Origin of the sequence: Limnobacter alexandrii (assembly GCF_005871185.1) — a bacterium.
Taxonomy (GTDB): domain Bacteria; phylum Pseudomonadota; class Gammaproteobacteria; order Burkholderiales; family Burkholderiaceae_B; genus Limnobacter; species Limnobacter alexandrii.
Genome location: NZ_SWKN01000006.1, coordinates 1,406,913 through 1,422,373 on the forward strand (window position 1 = coordinate 1,406,913; position 15,461 = coordinate 1,422,373).

The 15,461-nt window shown below is 53.3% G+C and carries 16 protein-coding genes; 10 read left to right on the top strand and 6 right to left on the bottom strand.

From position 1 onward, the window contains the following. The 8 genes from FCS97_RS06970 to FCS97_RS07005 all read left to right on the top strand — a co-directional run bounded on the left by FCS97_RS06970 (position 1) and on the right by FCS97_RS07005 (position 9,103). Positions 1-432 carry a YqaA family protein gene (locus FCS97_RS06970; protein ID WP_138517661.1) on the top strand — a complete coding sequence of 144 codons (432 nt, stop codon included), beginning with the start codon at positions 1-3 and terminating at the stop codon, positions 430-432. A 32-nt stretch (positions 433-464) separates the two neighbouring features. Further along, positions 465-1,175, top strand: a complete 711-nt coding sequence (gene arsH, locus FCS97_RS06975; RefSeq protein ID WP_138517662.1) for an arsenical resistance protein ArsH — start codon at positions 465-467, stop codon at positions 1,173-1,175. Positions 1,176-1,216: 41 nt separating this feature from the next. Further along, on the top strand, positions 1,217-1,981 hold the full coding sequence (gene modA, locus FCS97_RS06980; RefSeq protein ID WP_138517663.1) for a molybdate ABC transporter substrate-binding protein: 765 nt from the start codon (positions 1,217-1,219) through the stop codon (positions 1,979-1,981). Then, positions 1,978-2,646 carry a molybdate ABC transporter permease subunit gene (gene modB / locus FCS97_RS06985; RefSeq protein ID WP_342776956.1) on the top strand — a complete coding sequence of 223 codons (669 nt, stop codon included), beginning with the start codon at positions 1,978-1,980 and terminating at the stop codon, positions 2,644-2,646. Before modA ends, modB begins: the two co-directional genes overlap by 4 nt. Then, a complete protein-coding gene (locus tag FCS97_RS06990) occupies positions 2,643-3,788 on the top strand; it encodes an ABC transporter ATP-binding protein (RefSeq protein WP_138517664.1) in 1,146 nt (381 codons plus the stop codon). Before modB ends, FCS97_RS06990 begins: the two co-directional genes overlap by 4 nt. A gap of 120 nt (positions 3,789-3,908) precedes the next feature. Then, positions 3,909-6,497, top strand: a complete 2,589-nt coding sequence (locus tag FCS97_RS06995) for a DUF6351 family protein (protein ID WP_138517665.1) — start codon at positions 3,909-3,911, stop codon at positions 6,495-6,497. A 140-nt stretch (positions 6,498-6,637) separates the two neighbouring features. Continuing rightward, positions 6,638-8,206, top strand: a complete 1,569-nt coding sequence (locus FCS97_RS07000; protein WP_138517666.1) for a hybrid sensor histidine kinase/response regulator — start codon at positions 6,638-6,640, stop codon at positions 8,204-8,206. A 42-nt stretch (positions 8,207-8,248) separates the two neighbouring features. Next, on the top strand, positions 8,249-9,103 hold the full coding sequence (locus tag FCS97_RS07005) for a MurR/RpiR family transcriptional regulator (RefSeq protein ID WP_138517667.1): 855 nt from the start codon (positions 8,249-8,251) through the stop codon (positions 9,101-9,103). On the opposite strand, the gene FCS97_RS07010 is transcribed toward FCS97_RS07005, so the two are convergent. From FCS97_RS07010 to FCS97_RS07030, 5 genes are all read right to left on the bottom strand, one after another. Further along, positions 9,091-9,975 (bottom strand): SMP-30/gluconolactonase/LRE family protein, encoded by an 885-nt coding sequence (locus FCS97_RS07010; RefSeq protein ID WP_138517668.1) that lies wholly within the window; start codon positions 9,973-9,975, stop codon positions 9,091-9,093. The genes FCS97_RS07005 and FCS97_RS07010 overlap by 13 nt on opposite strands. Beyond that, on the bottom strand, positions 9,975-11,522 hold the full coding sequence (locus FCS97_RS07015) for a glucose-6-phosphate isomerase (RefSeq protein ID WP_138517669.1): 1,548 nt from the start codon (positions 11,520-11,522) through the stop codon (positions 9,975-9,977). Before FCS97_RS07015 ends, FCS97_RS07010 begins: the two co-directional genes overlap by 1 nt. Positions 11,523-11,619: 97 nt before the next feature. After that, complete coding sequence (locus FCS97_RS07020; RefSeq protein WP_138517670.1) at positions 11,620-12,033, bottom strand: ExbD/TolR family protein; 414 nt, start codon at positions 12,031-12,033, stop codon at positions 11,620-11,622. Positions 12,034-12,036: 3 nt separating this feature from the next. After that, positions 12,037-12,756 (bottom strand): MotA/TolQ/ExbB proton channel family protein, encoded by a 720-nt coding sequence (locus FCS97_RS07025; RefSeq protein ID WP_138517671.1) that lies wholly within the window; start codon positions 12,754-12,756, stop codon positions 12,037-12,039. Positions 12,757-12,786: 30 nt separating this feature from the next. Further along, positions 12,787-13,506 carry an energy transducer TonB gene (locus FCS97_RS07030; RefSeq protein WP_138517672.1) on the bottom strand — a complete coding sequence of 240 codons (720 nt, stop codon included), beginning with the start codon at positions 13,504-13,506 and terminating at the stop codon, positions 12,787-12,789. Positions 13,507-13,893: 387 nt separating this feature from the next. On the opposite strand from FCS97_RS07030, the gene bfr reads away from it, so the two are divergent. Together bfr and FCS97_RS07040 are read left to right on the top strand one after the other, a co-directional pair. After that, positions 13,894-14,370 (top strand): bacterioferritin, encoded by a 477-nt coding sequence (gene bfr / locus FCS97_RS07035; RefSeq protein WP_138517673.1) that lies wholly within the window; start codon positions 13,894-13,896, stop codon positions 14,368-14,370. A gap of 100 nt (positions 14,371-14,470) precedes the next feature. Beyond that, positions 14,471-14,671, top strand: a complete 201-nt coding sequence (locus tag FCS97_RS07040) for a (2Fe-2S)-binding protein (protein ID WP_138517674.1) — start codon at positions 14,471-14,473, stop codon at positions 14,669-14,671. A gap of 35 nt (positions 14,672-14,706) precedes the next feature. Here FCS97_RS07040 and FCS97_RS07045 read toward each other — a convergent pair whose 3' ends face one another. Continuing rightward, positions 14,707-15,456, bottom strand: coding sequence for a hypothetical protein (locus FCS97_RS07045; RefSeq protein WP_138517675.1), 750 nt, complete (start codon positions 15,454-15,456; stop codon positions 14,707-14,709). Positions 15,457-15,461: the final 5 nt, after the last annotated feature.

A 15,461-nucleotide genomic window follows, 5' to 3' on the forward strand; every position in this document is an offset into this window, starting at 1 on the left:
ATGTCCTACCTCATTTTGTTTTCATCAGCTTTTCTGGCGGCCACCATTTTGCCTTTCTATTCCGAGGTGGTGCTGTTTGCCATGATTCGCGCCGGCGAGCCGGCAGGCCTGCTGCTTGCAGTGGCCACTTTGGGCAATACCTTGGGTGCGGTCGTGAATTGGGTACTGGGGCGCTACCTGCTCCATTTTCAGCATAAAAAATGGTTTTACTTCAAACCTGCGCAAATCGAGAAAATGCAAGCCTGGTTCCAGCGCTATGGGGTTTGGAGCCTGTTGTTGGCGTGGATGCCGGTGGGTGGCGACCCATTGACGCTGGTCGCCGGTATCATGCGAGTAAATCTGTGGCTGTTTATCGTGCTGGTGGGCATTGGTAAATCGCTGCGTTACGTGGCCGTGATTTATTTTTCGGAAATGTCGGTGGCCTGGTTTTAGTTTCATCCCAAGAAAAAGGAAATGGTGTTGCCATGAATCCCAGTGATTTGCCCAATCTGGACACAGCAAGTTTTAAACAACCCGATCGTGAGTTGTTGGGCGACACTTTGTTGCACCCACCCCGCATTCTGATTTTGTATGGTTCATTGCGTGCACGCTCTTTCAGCCGTTTGGCGGCTGAAGAGGCGGGACGCCTGTTGACGTTGATGGGTGCCGAGGTGCGGTTTTTCAACCCCGATGGCCTGCCCCTGGTGGATGAAGCCAATGAACAGCACCCCAAGGTGCAAGAATTGCGTGAGTTGGCAGATTGGTCGGAAGGCCAGGTGTGGAGCTCGCCCGAGCGCCACGGCGCCATGACTGGTGTGATGAAAACACAAATTGACTGGCTGCCTCTGACCGGTGGTGCGAAGCGGCCCACGCAGGGCAAAACCCTGGCTGTCATGCAAGTGTGCGGCGGCTCGCAGTCGTTCAATGCCGTGAACCAGTTGCGTGTGTTGGGCCGGTGGATGCGCATGATCACCATTCCCAATCAATCGTCGATTGCCAAAGCATTCATGGAGTTTGATGATGCAGGTCGCATGAAACCTTCGGCGTACTACAACCGCTTGGTCGATGTCATGGAAGAACTGATGAAGTTCACTTTGTTGACGCGCGGCCATGCGCAGTATTTGGTGGACCGCTATTCCGAGCGTGTGGAATCTGCGGAGGAATTGTCAAAGCGTGTAAACCAAAGAAGTATCTGATCAACAGAGAACTCAACCGGGAACACAACGGGGAACAGACCATGTTCAAAACCATTGCGTGTTTGATGCTGCTTTGTTGTAGTGGTGTGTTGCATGCCGGTTCGGTCACGGTGGCTGCAGCGGCCACCTTGCGTTATGCACTGAATGAAATTTCACCTCAATTTACCAAGGCCACCGGGCACACTTTGAAGCTGGCCTATGGCTCGTCGGGCAATTTTTACAGCCAAATCAAACAGGGTGCGCCGTTCGATGTATTTTTGTCGGCCGACATGGTGTTTCCCCAAAAACTGGTCGATGAACAACTGGCTGCACACCCGGCAGTGCCCTATGCAGAAGGGCGACTTGTGTTGTTGTTGCCCAAAAAAAGCCGCTTGAAAGCCGATGGTACTTTGGCAGACCTTGCGGCCGCATTGAAGGATGGGCGTTTGAGCAAATTGGCCATTGCCAACCCCACCGTGGCACCCTATGGCACGCGCGCGCAAGAAGCATTGATGCACGCAGATTTGTGGGCAGCGGCAAAGCCTCGCCTCGTCATCGGGGAGAACATAGGCCAAGCCACACAATTTGTGGCTTCAGGCGCTGCACAGGCAGGGTTGGTGGCCTTGTCACTTGCACTGGCGCCCGAGCTGGCTGCACGCACCCAATATGCGGCAGTGCCCCGTGAATGGCATCAACCCTTGGTACAGGGCATGGTATTGATTCAGCCCAACAACCCAGCGGCAAAAGCGTTTGCAGCGTATATGAAAACCGATACAGCGCGTTCAATACTCAAAAAATACGGCTATGACGAGGTGCAAGGGCGATGATGGACTGGTCTGCATTTTCGCTGTCCATTCAATTGGCGCTGGGCACCTTGTTGGTGTTGTTGCCTGTGGGCCTGCTGGCAGGGCGCTGGCTGGCCCGCACGCCTTTCAAGGGCCGAACCTGGATTGAGGCAGCCATTTTATTGCCCCTGGTGTTACCACCCACGGTGATGGGCTATTACCTGTTGGTGGCCCTGGGCGGTGGCTCGCCCGTGGGGCAATGGCTTCAAAACACTTTGGGTATCTCGCTTACCTTCAATTTTGCGGGCCTGTTGTTGGCCTCCGTGTTGTTCAACATTCCCTTCATGTTGCAGCCCATTCAGCGCGCCTTCGAATCCATTCCCCACAATTTGAATGAGGCTGCACAGGTGAGCGGTTTAAGCACATGGGCTATTTTTACCAAGGTGGAATTGCCTTTGGCCTGGCCGGGTATTCTGTCGGCCATGGTGCTGACTTTTGTGCACACATTGGGCGAGTTCGGCGTGGTGCTCATGATAGGTGGCAGCATTCCCGGTGAAACACGAACCCTGGCCATTTCAATTTATGACAGCGTACAAAGTTTTGATTTGAATGCTGCCAACACCATGTCAATGGCGCTGTTGATGTTCTCGCTGGTTGCGGTGGCTGCATCGCTGTGGTTGTCTGGCCGAAGAAGGCGCAAACCATGAGCAAGGCCTTGCTTGTCAACATCGAACAGGAAAAACCCATGTCCCTGCGCGCAAGTTTTACTTGCGAGGCGGGGCAGTTGCTGGCGTTGGTGGGGCCTTCAGGGGCGGGAAAATCATCCATTTTGCGCGTGCTGGCAGGGTTGATGAAACCGTCAACTGGCTACATTGAGGTGGGCGGGCAGCAATGGTTGAATACGCAACAAGGTATTTTTCAAACACCCCAGCAACGCCGGGTAGGTCTGGTGTTTCAAAACTATGCCCTGATGCCACATTTGAGCGCAGCGGCCAATGTGGCGCTGGCCTTGCAGCACTTGCCCAAGGGCGATCAAATTATTGAATCGGTGCAGTGGCTTAAACGCGTTCGCCTGACCGCCGATGAGGCCATGCGCAAACCAGCCCAGTTGTCGGGTGGGCAGCAGCAGCGTGTGGCTTTGGCCCGTGCCTTGGCCCGAGATCCACAGCTGTTGTTGCTGGATGAGCCTTTCTCTGCGGTGGATCAAATGAACCGGGAAGGTCTGTACCGCTTGTTGGCTGAACTGCGAGCCGATCTGAATATTCCGATTGTGCTGGTAACCCACGACTTGAACGAGGCCCGCATGTTGTGCGACAAACTGGTGGTGCTGGACCAAGGGCAGGTCTTGCAAGAAGGCCTGGCGTTTGATGTGCACCGCAGGCCGCGCAATTCCCGCGTGGCCGATTTGGTGGGCATTCAAAACCGGTTTCAGGGTGCCTGGCTTGGGCCTTCGGATCAGCCTGGCTTTGGCAATTTGCAATGGACCCGCGCACTGGATACCCAGCAAGCAACACCTTCCAACAGTTTTCAGCTTCGGGTGAAAGACAAGGGAAAAATTCCAGCGGGTTTTCCGGTGAATTGGGTTGTGCATGCTGATGGCCTTGCACTCAAGCCAGCTGCCTACAATTTGAGGCGCGAAGGCTTTGTGATTTTGCCTGTGCATGTGCAAGCGCACCGTGACCTCGGTGAACTCAGCCTGATTGACCTGACCATGGAGGTGCCGCCATTCGAAACTTTGAAAATGGCAGTGTCGGGCGCGCAGCGTTTGGGCCTGAAGAAAGGCGAATCCTGTGTGGTGGAAATGGATTCGGGATTAATCCACATCATGCCCAAAAAACACCGGCAGTAAAAAGCGCAAGAGTTGTTAGGTAAAGTATGTTAATAAGTAAGTAACTGATTTACAAGGTGAATCTGAAAGTGTTGGCTTGAAGTATGAAGGTTTGGAGACAATTCAAACTTACAAGAAAACATGAGCAAAACACGACACACCGCACTGGCGTTCAGCACGCTGGCCTTGCTTTTGGCGGGCTGTTTGGGCGGGAACGATTCCACCACCTTGGCGGGGGGCGATGGCCCCACGATAACCAACCCCAATGAAGAAACGCCGGTCGAGCTGGAGCCCGGTGATGGCATTCGTGTTTTGTCCAATCGTGCCGACCTGATCAGCGATGGCAATGCTCTGGTTGAAATCACTGCAGAAGACCCGGCCAACCTGCAAAATGTGAAAGTGATGCTGGGCACGGTCGATGTCAGTGATCAGTTTGCCCTGCGAGAAAATGGCCGTTACATGGGCCGTATTCAGGGCTTGGCCCTGGGTGAAAACCGCCTCATGGCGGTGTTGAAAAACACGGGCCGCATTGTAAGCACCATCACCAACCATCCGAACGGCGGGCCGGTGTTTTCCGGACCGCAATTGCAACCCTGGACGTGTACCAACGAAGGCGCAGTGGATGCCCAATGTAACCAGCCTGCCGTGTTCAGTTTTTCATATGTGCCTGCCAACAAGTTGCAGCATGTGTTGACCAATTCGAATTTCCAGGAACAGGAATTTGCGCCCACCTTCCTGCCCTACGATCCGGAGAATCCGCCACCGGCCAGTGAAATTGCAATGACTACGACCGACCACGGCGTGACTGTGCCTTTCATCATTCGCACCGAGCGGGGCGTACAAAACCGCGACCGCTACCAAATTCGCACGCTGTTTAACCCGGCCGAGGACTGGCAACCCTGGAAGCCCCAAGCGCAGTGGAACGGCAAAGTGCTGGTTCACCATGGCGGTAATGTGGGCGTAAGCTATGCGCCTGGCAACCCGCCCAATGGCGATATTTCCGGTACAGCCCCTGATGGCGCGGAGTTTTTGCTGGGTGACAGCATCACCGTGGCTTTGGGGCGCGGGTTTATTGCCACCTCCACTGCCATGGCCAATTTGGGTCACAACGTGAATTTGGTGACCGCCGCTGAATCACTGATGATGGTGAAAGAACGGATTGTTGAGCAATATGGCGAAATTCGTTACACCATGGGCACCGGTTGCTCGGGTGGGGCCATTGCCCAGCAGCACATTGCCAATGCCTACCCTGGTATTTACCAAGGCATTATCGTGCAGTGTTCATATCCCGATGTGTGGACTACAGCCACCCAGTTCGCCGATTACAACCTGTTGAATTCTTATTTTGGCAATCGTTATCCCGGTGTGAACGAAGCTGAAAATTCTCGCCAGTTTCCGCAGTTTGCGACCAACTTCTTGCCTTATGTGCAGTGGAGTGCGGTGTATGGCCATTTGCCGGTTAACCCGGTGCTGTCAGACAACGCTTTCTTTCCCAAGGCCTACCCTTATGCACAAAATTGCCGTGGCTTGAATGGCGCAGCCATGCCTTACGACCCGGTGAATAACCCGGGTGGTTTGCGCTGTGGTTTGATCGATTACATGAGCACCCAGTTTGGCTTTAGAACGCCTGATGTGTGGAGCGAGAACGAGAAAAAAATCGGGCGCGGATTCGGTGGTATTCCACTGGACAACGTGGGTGTGCAGTATGGCCTGGGTGCTTTGAAGCAAGGCACCATCACTGCAGATCAGTTTCTGGATTTGAACCGCAACATAGGCGGTTTCGATGTGGACATTCAACGTGTGGCCAACCGCACTGTGGCCGACCCCTTGGCTTTGGCCAACTCATACAAAACTGGTGCAGTGAATACCGCTGAACATTTGAGCAATATTCCAATTATCGATTTGCGCGGTCCCGACCCCGGCATTGCGCACGACGCTTTTCACAGTTGGCAAATGCGCGCCCGTTTGAATGCCACGCAGGGCCACTTCGACAACCATGTGATCTGGTTTGGTCAATTGGTGTTGGCAGGCGATTCAACATACAGCACCGAAGCTTTGTTGGTGATGGACCGCTGGCTAAGCCAGATTGAGGCCGATGACAGCAACAAGCCTTTGCCCGAAAAAGTAGTGGCCAACAAGCCAGCGGCTGCGCGTGACAAATGTTTGTCGGCTCAAAGTATTTATGCCGACGACGGCCCCTTTGTACCCCTAAGCGGCAATCTGTTTTTCCCAGAGCCAATTCTACCCATGGCCAATTCCAGCAGCATTCCAAAGCCACCACCCGAGGCGGGTCAAATTTTTGATCAGTTGAGCAATCAGGTGTGCGGGCTGGATTTCTCCGCTTTTGATCCCACAGGCATGTCGGCTCAACTGACCGGCCCAATTGCCGAGTTGCAACACGTGTTGGTACAAACCCGTTTCGGCACCCCTCGCACGGTGGCGGGCGATGACATTCGCACACTGGCCAACAAATGTGTGTTGAAACCTGTTGATGCGGCAGATTATGCGGGTGTGGTGCCCATGGCCGACCCGGCCGCTTTTGTGGCCCAGGTGAAGGAAATTTTCCCGCAAGGCGTGTGCGACTACACCAAGCCGGGCGTGGGCACGCAGCCCACACAAACCTGGCTGCGTTACGGCACAGCCACTGAAAAGATCATTGGTGGTGTGCCCTTGCCCGCGAGGCCTGCGAACTCGGGGCAGGGATGGGCTTCACCCGCATTTCGTAGTTAAAGTTTTCGATTGTTAACTAATTCAAAAGATAAATTTATCAATTGAAAGAGAAGAGGGGACTTTACCGCTGTACTGTCCCCTTGTTTTTATTTCGACACTGGCACACTGGGCAGTAATCAATACATTAAAACTGCTCCATCTTGAACTTCGAACAAATCACCCCTGATGTACTGGAGCACAGCCCCGTTGGTTTGATGCAGATTGATCACCTCGGGAAGATCCTTTCACTCAATGCGTTCTGTGCAGACCTGTTTGGTTATACAGCGAGTGAACTCCACAGCCAGAATTTCGAGTTACTGCTGCCAGCCCATTTGCGTGCAGCTCATTCCGAACTATTTAAAGGTTTTCTACAGTCCTCCCACGGTCGAATGATGGGTCAGGGAACCGGGCAAAAATACTTCCCAGCCTGTCGCAAATCTGGCGAAGAAATCATGGTTCAGATCGGTTTGAATGTAAACCGAGAAGGCCCCTGGCCAGTGGTTACTTTGGCCATTGCCGATGTGACTGAAAAAGCAAGGCTTCTTGCTGAGTTGAAACATGGCAACGAGCGCCTGCGGCACAAAACAAAAGAGTTGATGCAGGTGATCCGCCAGCAGAACCACTTTCTGAACGTGGTCAGCCATGAACTGCGCACCCCTTTGAACAATTCTCTTGAAATGCTGAATCAGCTTTCCGCAACGCAACTGGACGAAGACCAGGCCGAGCTTTTTCAGGATCTTGACAAGGCTAATATTGACGTTACCCGCAGCGTACGGATGCTGATGGATTACGCCGACAGCATGTTGGGTGATTTGCAATTGGACGATGAAGAATTCGATTTGCGGGCCCTGTGGCTTGATCGATTGCGTTTGGTACAGCGTGCCCACCCTGGGCAAATTCATTTGCTTCAGACGGTGGAGCAATTTGAGTTTGATCCTATTGTGTTGGGCGACAAAGTCAGGATAGGTCGAATGATGCATGGTTTGATCGACAACGCCATGAAGTTCTCTGACGCCAACCGCATTCAGGTCGAAATCGCATTTCACTCCCAACCTGAACCAGGCTTTCATTTTCAGGTGCGCGACAACGGCATTGGCATGGCTTCCGGGCTGATTGATTCCCTCGGTACACCTTTTGCGAACCAGTCGGAACGCCGCACCCGTGGTGGCGGCGGCATGGGAGTCGGTTTTTACCTCACGCACAAGTATCTGGAAATGATGAACGGCCGGTTTCAGATACAAAGTGAGCTGGGCAATGGCACCTGTGCCGGTTTTCAGATTCCGCTCAAGCTGGTGGGGCGAGCCACCGCCCAGTCGATTGCTGCACACAACCCTGAAAGCGATTTGCCTTTGAACAATTTGAAGTTGTTGTTGGTTGAGGACGACCCCACTGTGGCGAAGATCAATGCCATTCGCCTGCGTAAACTGGGCGCCCAGGTGGTGGTGGCCGGCAATGGCAAGGTTGCGGTGGACATGCTTCAAGACAAAAGTGTCAATGTGGCGGCCATTTTGATGGACCTGCACATGCCGGTGATGGATGGTTTCAGTGCCACACGTCACATTCGTGACATGGTGGAATATGTTAAAACTCCCATCGTGGCTGTAACCGCAGGCTCGCGTTTGGCTGAATATGCCCGGGCCATGGCCGCAGGAATTGATGCCTTTTATTCCAAGCCATTCGAGCCCAATGTGCTGGTTCAGTACTTTAAGGCGCGCGGTGTAATTCGCTAGTACAATGTAATTTTATTACCTCGGGTGATGTCCCTTGTGTTCATGAATTTACTTGATCGAATCCGAATGGCGCTGGATCAGTTTTCCAGTGCCGAGCATGCTGTTGCAACGCTGGTGTTGAAAGATCCCAGTGGTTTTCAAAAAATGCCGGTGACCGAGTTGGCCAAACGAGCAGGGGTCAGCAGCCCTTCGGTGGTGCGTTTTTGCAGAACGCTGGGTTATGAAGGTTTGAGTGATTTCAAACTGAAACTGGCTGCCAGCATGACCGAAGGTGTGCCCTTTGTTCACCAAACGGTACAGGCCAGTGACACTGGCGAAACACTGATTCAAAAAGTACTCGACAACGCCATTCATACACTGCGCACATTTCGAAATACAGCACCAGCCAAACCAATCGACAAAGCTGCCCAGCTTTTGGCGAAAACCATTGCCAAAAAAGGTCGACTGGTTTTCTACGGTGTGGGCAATTCCGGCTTCGTGGCCTTGGATGCCGAGCACAAGTTTTTCCGCATGGGCTGCACCGCGCATGCTTATTCAGATGGGCATTTGCAGATCATGGCGGCGTCGATGTTGAACAAGGGCGATTGCCTCATCATCATTTCAAATTCAGGCCGTAGCCAGGACTTGCTCGACGCGACCCAAATTGCACGTTCAGCTGGCGCAAACACCCTTGCGATCACAGCGTCGGGCTCGCCATTGGCACAAGCGGTACAGGTGCATATTCCGGCTGACCATGGTGAGTACTACGAGCAATACAGCCCCATGGTGTCGCGCCTGTTGCATCTTTGTATCGTGGATATTCTGGCCACGCAGGTGGCTATTCAATTGGGCGACTCAGTTCAGAAAAACATGGCGCGATTGAAGAAGAACCTGATTGAAAGCCGTTACACCAAGTGAGTGGCGTTGGCGAAATTTTCCGCCAAAGCTTTGAAGCCTGTTTCGCAAGCGACAAGGCTGACGTTCTCAAACCCCGGTTTGTTGGGAAACCTCTCGTCGGCCTGTGCCGAGCACACCAACAGCACATTGCCTTGTGCGCCGCCAAAACAGGGCATGGTGGGTTTGGCCAGTGGCAATTCAATGCTTTCAATGAATTCACCGCGCTCACTGAAGCGCTCCAGGCGGTAGCCCTCGAGAATGGCAACCCAATAGCTGCCGTCGGCAGAAAAGCAGGCACCATCCGGCCGTGCCGTACCTTCTGTGTATTGCTTGATCAATTGTTGATTGCTTAACTCACCGGTCTTGACCGAGTAGTCAAATCGCCAAATGCATTTGTGTCGGGTGTCGCTTAGAAAAGCCGAATTGCCCCTGGGTGAAAATGCAAGGCCGTTGCCCACTATCAGGTCAGCAATTTTCAGTTCAGCCTTTCCTGACTCAATGCAATACAGCGCAGCGCTTGCAGGGCTGCGTGCATCGACCAGTGTCGAAATCCAGATTCTTCCCGCTGTGTCGGCCCGGCCATCGTTGAAGCGGTGTTTGCCCGAATCAAATGGCGCATTCAGTTGAAGTGTGCAGGTATCACCTTCAATCAGCCAACCACCTTGCCTGCCCAGTGCCACCCAAGTATTGGCTTTCGCAGTAGGCAGCACACAGCCAATTTCATCGGGAAGTTGCAGGGTGTGCAAGTTCTCTGGTTTCGGCTTGAAAATATCGGCTTGGTTCAATCGGTACAGGGTGCGTTTGTTGATGTCCACCCAAGCCCAGCTACAGTGTGCATATCGTGGGCTTTCGGCCAGGCTGCATGCTGGCAAGGGCAGGGCTTGCCAATGCATCACGGCGCAGCGTTTTTCAGAAAACGGTTAATCATGTGGGCGGTCACCGGGTTGTCTGCAGGCACATGGCCGGGCGGCACGCTGTGCTCCAGTTGCTCGGCAATACCCTTGCCCAACTCAACACCCCACTGGTCGAAGGGGTTGATGTTTTGCATGGCGGCTAGGGCGGCGGTGCGGTGTTCCCAGAGGCACAGCAGTGCGCCCAGCGAATAGGGCGTGAGCGAATCCATGAACAACATTTGCACCGGGCGGTTGCCTGGGCACGACTTGTAATTGAATGACGGATCGTTCATTTCTTCGGGGGAATTCAAACGCCCCACCGAGAAGGCTTCCGACTGCGCCAAAGCATGCGAGAGCAGCACCTGGTGAGATTGCACTTCATCGTGATCGGGTTGCACCACGGCAATCAATTCTACTGAGCTGGCAATTTTGCTTTGGTGAAGCATTTGAAAAAATGCATGTTGTCCGTTGGTGCCCACATCGCCCCACAAAATTGGGCAAGCGGGTCGATCAAGCAATTCGCCTGCATTGTTCACGCCTTTGCCCAGCGATTCCATCCACAGCTGTTGAAGGTAGGGCACCAGTTGACCCAGGCGAGAATCATAAGGACTCAGCATCAGCGAAGCCACACCGTGTTCCAGGTTGTACAGGTCGCTTAACGCAAGCAGGGTGGGAATGCACTGGCTTGCTTTGCTTTCCAGCACATGGCCGTCCATCAGCGCAGCACCTTCCAGCAGTTCATTGAATACCGGGTTGCCGTGCACCATGCGCACGCCAATTGACACAGGTCCCCACAGTGAGTAACGCCCACCCACAGTTTCGCTGAATTCAAATACCCGGTCAGCCGCTACGCCCAAAGCAATCGCTTTGTTGGGTTTGCAGGTTGCGGCCACCAAGGCTTTGGGGCGGTAGGCAGGGCCTGCGGCATCCAGCCATTTGAAAATATGCTGCGCGTTGTGCAGGGTTTCTCGGGTGGAAAAGGATTTGCTGGCAATGATCACCAGCGTTGTTTTTGGGTTCAGTGCAGCCAGCGCAGCTTTCATTTCATGAAAATCCACGTTCGCTGCAAAGCGGATTTTCAAGGCAGGTGTTTCGCCCAAATCCAGTTTGCTGAACACGTCGTTGAGCAAGCGCGGGCCCAGGTCAGAACCACCAATGCCCAGATGCAAGACGCTGTCGTAACGCACACCGTCGGGTGTGGTGTAGCGCCCGGATCGAACCTGATCCACGAAGGCTTCCATCTGCGCTTGCACTTGCCTGGTCAATGCCAGTTCATCACGACCATTCACCACCAGCGACACTGGCAAGTGGTAGGCCTGCGCATTGCAGGCTGCACGCAAGGCCCAGTGGCCAGCAGGCCGGTTTTCGGTGCTGTTGACCACTTCGCCGTTGAACATGCGGTGAATGAATGTGGACAAATATTGATTTGCGGGTGTTTTCTCAAAGTTCAACACATGGCTGGCGTTGTACAGTTGCCGATCCAGATTGATGTGTATGGGGCCAACACTGCGGGATAGAAAACCGGGATTCAAGGCGGATGTATTCATGAATAGGCATCAATAAAAAAAGGCGCTAAATACAAGCTTTAGCGCCCAGTTTCGCACGACTTCAAGTCAGAGTGTTTAATGTGCCCGCAAATTTGAATCAGGGCGTACTTTGGGGCTCAGTCATGAATCCCAATTTCTCAATGCCTGCACGTTGCGCAGCGGCCATCACTTGCACCACCTTTTCATACTCCACCGCCTTGTCGCCCTGAATGCGCAACTCGGGTTGTTTGTCTTGTTGGGCCACAGCCTGCAAGCGAAGCTCCAGGTTTTCGAAGGTGAGTTCTTCATCGTTCCAGTTCAAGGTGCCGTCACGCATAACACTGAGCGTAACCACATCGGGTTTCACTTCGGTGGGTTGCTGGCTGGCCTGTGGCAAATCCACTTTCACGGAATGTGTAATCACTGGCACGGTGATGATGAAAATAATCAGCAGCACCAGCATCACGTCCACCAGGGGCGTCATGTTGATTTCGCTCATTTCCTGCTGATCGTCGTAAGAATTGAACGACATGGCTTACGCCTCCTTTTTCAAGGGCATGGTGCGCACGGCAGAGTCTTTCTGCATGGGTGAGCCGGTCAGGAAGTAGGCGTGCAACTGGCGCGCAAATCGGTTCAGCTTGCTGAGCAAGCCTTTGTTGGCGCGGGTCAATGCGTTGTAACCCAACACCGCTGGAATGGCCACAGCCAATCCAAATGCGGTCATGATCAGCGCCTCACCCACTGGGCCCGCCACTTTGTCGATGCTGGCCTGGCCAGAAACGCCAATGCCCACCAGCGCATGGTAAATACCCCACACCGTTCCGAACAGCCCAACAAACGGTGCTGTAGAACCCACAGAGGCCAGAATGGACAGGCCCGATTGCAGCTTTTCAGCGGCTTCGTCCATGGCGCCGCGCAGTGCTTCGCTCAACCAATCCGCAAGGCTGATTTGCCCGTGCAAGTCGTCTTTGTTGGTGCTGTGGTGGTTCACCGCAGCCTGGCCTTCAATGGCCATGTGGTGAAACGGATTGCCGGTGTCTTTGCCCAGCACTTGCAGGCCCTCTGCAAAGCTGTGGGTGTGCCAGAATTTGTCAACCGCACCGACATTTTTGCGCAGGCGGTACAGACGAATGCTGCGGGTGATGATGACGTACCACGACGCAATCGACATGATCAACAACAGCAATGCCACACTTTTAATGACCCAGTCGCCTTGGGCCCACATGGCGGCCATACCGTAAGGATTGTTTTCCATTTCAATAAACCTCGCTTAAATTCAATGTTCTCAGTTATTCAATACAAAAGAAACCGGTTGTACATACCAAAACGGAATTGGCTTATCGCCTCGTTTCGCGGGCACGTACTTCCAGGTTTTCACAGCCTGAAGGGCTGCGTTGTCCAGTCGCGGAAAGCCGCTTGAGCGGTTCAATTTGATTTCACCCACACTGCCATCGGGCAGGATGTAAACATCCAGCATGACCCGGCCTTGCTCGCCCAATCTGCGCGACAGCGCGGGGTATTGGGGTGCCGGGTTGTTCAGGTGCGCAGCATCCGTGCGGGGTGGCGTCACCGGCGCGGGTGCCTCGGGGGCGGGGGCCGCCTGCACAGGCGGTGCGGGTGGAGTGGGCACCACTGGCGCTGCTTGTTGCACAGGCTCGGGTGCCACTTCACGCACAGGCTCTGGCCTTGGTGTGGGCTTGGGTGTTGGTTTTGGTACCGGCTTGGGCTCGGGTTTCACCACCGGTTTGGGCTCAGGCTTGGGTGGTGGTGGCACAGGTTTTGGCGGTGGTGGTGCTGGCTCGGGTTCAGGGGCCACCAGTACGCCCACCACGCTGGGCGGTGTAATCACAGGGTCGCTGACACTGAGCTGTTGCGCAGCCCACACCAAGCCCAACACATGCAACAGCACAACACCGGTGAAGGTGAGGGCGTTGCTCATGGTTTGCGTGTTGTTGCTCAAGGGAGCACTCATTGGAACGGACATGGTGTTCAACGTTGTGTTCATTGAGTCAATTGCTTCGATCTTGCTTGCGGACTATTGAATCAGCAAGCAATTTTCATGCACTCCAATATTGTGAATGAGAATTAATATCAAGAAGAGTTTAGCAGAAAAAAGCACTGGCTTGCGGCGGCTGGCTGGTGCGGGAGGGTCTTTCCGAGCGAGGAAGGCCTACCGGTGAGGATGCCAACTGTTGCGAAGAAGGAGATTTGCGGTAGACCCACGGCAATCTCACCCGGAAAGATTTAAACGATAAGTGTTCTCATTATTATTTATCTTATTGATTTTAGCAAGTGTTTTTTTAAAAGGCGCTTCAGAAAAGGGTTTCAGGCCACTTGGTGCACGTTGTACACTGTGGGATTGAGTTGATTTTGAATGCAAGGGAGAAGAACTATGAAAGGTTCGAACAAGGTTATTGCTGCGCTGAATGCGCAGTTGAAAAACGAGCTGACAGCAATTAACCAGTATTTCCTGCATTCGCGCATTTTCGGGAATTGGGGTTTGGACGTACTCAAGAAAAAAGAGTACGAGGAATCAATTGGCGAGATGAAACACGCCGATTTACTGATTGAACGTGTGCTGATGCTGGACGGGCTGCCGAATCTGCAGGACCTGGGCAAGTTGATGATTGGCGAGAACACCCGCGAAATTCTGGAAAGCGACCTGAAAATGGAAAGCGCTGCCCAGGTCACCATCAAGGACGGGATCAAAGTGTCTGAGGAAGAGCGCGATTATGTTTCTCGCGACATTTTGAAAGTGATTCTGGAAGACACGGAAGAGCACATCGATTGGCTGGAAACCCAGCTGAGCCTGATTGACCGGGTTGGTCTGCAAAATTATGAGCAGTCCATGATGGGTGTTTCAGAGTAATTTCTCTAAAGATTTTCAAGATGCGTTGAAAAAACACTTGATTATAGTAATGCGAATCATTATTATTAATTTCAAGTTCAACGCATTTTGAGGTCCTCCCGTGATCGTATGCATTTGTGCCAATGTTAGCGACCGTACCATTTCCGAGGCTGTTCGCAGCGGTTGCGGGTCTGTAGATGACATCACCATGAAAACCGGTGCTTGTTCAGGTTGTGGCCAGTGCCGCATGCACTGTCAAAGTGAAATTGATGCGCACAATACGCTGGTTCAAGTCAGTGAAATGAGCCAGCAAACAGTTTGATTTCTAAATTCTGTCGCCTGGCTTAATTCCCCACCTTAGCTTCCAAATTTCAAAACTCTCGCGGTTGACCTGGCATGGCCTGGCTCACCCAATGCTTGTTCAGGGCTTGGGGCGCTTGACTCCGTAAATCGTCTTTTCGCAGCTTGCCGCGGTAACACAGTGCCGGCCTCGTTGCGAAACTGGTCGAAATAATCCAGCCAGGGTTGAACCTTTGCATTTGCTTGCGTTTTGCCTCCACATTGTTCTATGAATTCCTGATCGGTACGCCTGGCTTTGTAATCGGCCAGGCAGTCCGCCAACATGCCAACTTGCACGCCATGAATGGAATGCGGGTTGAACTGGTATTTTAGAAAACCCGGGGTGCTGGAAGAGACGATGTCTATTTTCAGGTCGGGTGCATTCTCGCGTGTCATGTGCAACACATGCGCGAAATTTGCGTCGCGTTTCAAATTCAGTTTGCCCAGTGTTTCCGGATTGGCCAGTTCTACCCGGCGAATTGCAGTGTCATTGACAACAACATCAAGATCATGGGGAAGGGGCAGTTTGCATGTGGCGTTGGGGTGTTCAAGTGCATGAAGATGCATGGCAGCGCTACCCACAAGGGTGTAGTTGCCGCGCCCGCCTAGCAGGGTGTCGAGGGCATGAACCAGTTTGTTCGCGTTGACGCCGGGGAGCGCGGATTCAAGGGCTGAGGCAATCTGGATAGCTAGGGTTTGGCTTGTTTGAGTACGATCTGGTGAGGAATGAAGGGACTGAGTGTGACCAATGGCTGATGAAGGGTTCATTTTGA

Coding starts and splice junctions, on each gene's coding strand:
- FCS97_RS07010 (WP_138517668.1), bottom strand. CDS start 9,975: ATGCATTGGCAAGCCCTGCCCTTGCCAGCATGCAGCCTGGCCGAAAGC.
- FCS97_RS07005 (WP_138517667.1), top strand. CDS start 8,249: ATGAATTTACTTGATCGAATCCGAATGGCGCTGGATCAGTTTTCCAGT.
- FCS97_RS06995 (WP_138517665.1), top strand. CDS start 3,909: ATGAGCAAAACACGACACACCGCACTGGCGTTCAGCACGCTGGCCTTG.
- FCS97_RS07025 (WP_138517671.1), bottom strand. CDS start 12,756: ATGGAAAACAATCCTTACGGTATGGCCGCCATGTGGGCCCAAGGCGAC.
- FCS97_RS07045 (WP_138517675.1), bottom strand. CDS start 15,456: ATGAACCCTTCATCAGCCATTGGTCACACTCAGTCCCTTCATTCCTCA.
- FCS97_RS07030 (WP_138517672.1), bottom strand. CDS start 13,506: ATGAACACAACGTTGAACACCATGTCCGTTCCAATGAGTGCTCCCTTG.
- bfr (WP_138517673.1), top strand. CDS start 13,894: ATGAAAGGTTCGAACAAGGTTATTGCTGCGCTGAATGCGCAGTTGAAA.
- modA (WP_138517663.1), top strand. CDS start 1,217: ATGTTCAAAACCATTGCGTGTTTGATGCTGCTTTGTTGTAGTGGTGTG.
- FCS97_RS06970 (WP_138517661.1), top strand. CDS start 1: ATGTCCTACCTCATTTTGTTTTCATCAGCTTTTCTGGCGGCCACCATT.
- FCS97_RS07020 (WP_138517670.1), bottom strand. CDS start 12,033: ATGTCGTTCAATTCTTACGACGATCAGCAGGAAATGAGCGAAATCAAC.
- modB (WP_342776956.1), top strand. CDS start 1,978: ATGATGGACTGGTCTGCATTTTCGCTGTCCATTCAATTGGCGCTGGGC.
- FCS97_RS06990 (WP_138517664.1), top strand. CDS start 2,643: ATGAGCAAGGCCTTGCTTGTCAACATCGAACAGGAAAAACCCATGTCC.
- FCS97_RS07015 (WP_138517669.1), bottom strand. CDS start 11,522: ATGAATACATCCGCCTTGAATCCCGGTTTTCTATCCCGCAGTGTTGGC.
- arsH (WP_138517662.1), top strand. CDS start 465: ATGAATCCCAGTGATTTGCCCAATCTGGACACAGCAAGTTTTAAACAA.